Below are 961 nucleotides of genomic sequence, written 5' to 3'. Positions count from 1 at the left end.
CCGCACCTGAGGACGTGACGGAGAAGATTCAGGGCCCGAGTGGTCCGGTTGATGCCTTCCCGGGTGATCTCAAGATCAATGAGGACGGCTCCATCAAGGTCAAGCCGAACGATGATGCGCCGCTGGGTGAGTACAAGGTGCCGGTTCTGGTGACCTACCCGGATGGTTCCAAGGAAACGATCTACGCCCCGATCACTGTTGTTCAGGGTGACAAGCCATTTACTCCGCCGGAAGATAATGACACCCCGGGCATTGCTGATGAGATCACTCCGTCTTGGGAGAACCAGAAGACCCCGGCCGGCAAGCCTGTGACCTCCCCGAACGTGGGCGAGGAAATTCCAGCAGACTCCAAGGTTGAGGCTTCCTCCGATAAGGGCTGGAAGACTGAGGTCAACGGCACCGACATCACGGTGACCCCGCCGGCAGATGCGAAGACTGGTGATAAGTCCACCATTTGGGTGAAGGTTACCTACCCGGATGATTCTGTGGACATTGAGAAATTCACTGTCACGGTGCAGAACCCAGATGACAAGGGTACTCAGGCAGACCAGACGACCCCGGACTGGAAGAACGCTGAGACTAAGCCGAATGAGCCGGTTGATGTGCCGAACACCGGTGACAAGTTGCCGGAGGGCTCGAAGGTTGAGGCTCCGAGTGACATCGATGGCTGGAAGATTGAGACCGGCCCGGAGGGCAAGCCGTTTGACACGGTTCGCGTGACCCCGCCTGCTGATGCGAAGCCGGGTGACAAGATCGAGGTTCCGGTTAAGGTCACGTACCCGGATGGTTCTGTGGATAATGAGACCTTCACTGTCACTGTCAAGGGTGACTACGAGGTCAAGTACAACGATGCGAAGGGTCAGCCGGGCACGAAGATCACGGCTACTCCGGAGTCGTTGAAGCATGATCTGCCTGCCTCCACCCGCTACGCGCAGGGTCCGGATAAGGACGATAAGGGCGT

The 961-nt window shown here is 57.9% G+C and carries 1 protein-coding gene; it reads left to right on the top strand.

The window, feature by feature from the left end; all coding sequences use genetic code 11:
* The coding region (locus tag HMPREF3101_RS00010) for a Rib/alpha-like domain-containing protein (protein ID WP_210386137.1) at positions 1-961 on the top strand (961 nt) is incomplete at both ends.

Source organism: Corynebacterium sp. HMSC29G08 (genome assembly GCF_001806875.1).
GTDB lineage: Bacteria > Actinomycetota > Actinomycetes > Mycobacteriales > Mycobacteriaceae > Corynebacterium.
Note: the sequence above shows the minus strand (reverse complement) of the source record. Positions and strands in the feature narration are given on the sequence as shown.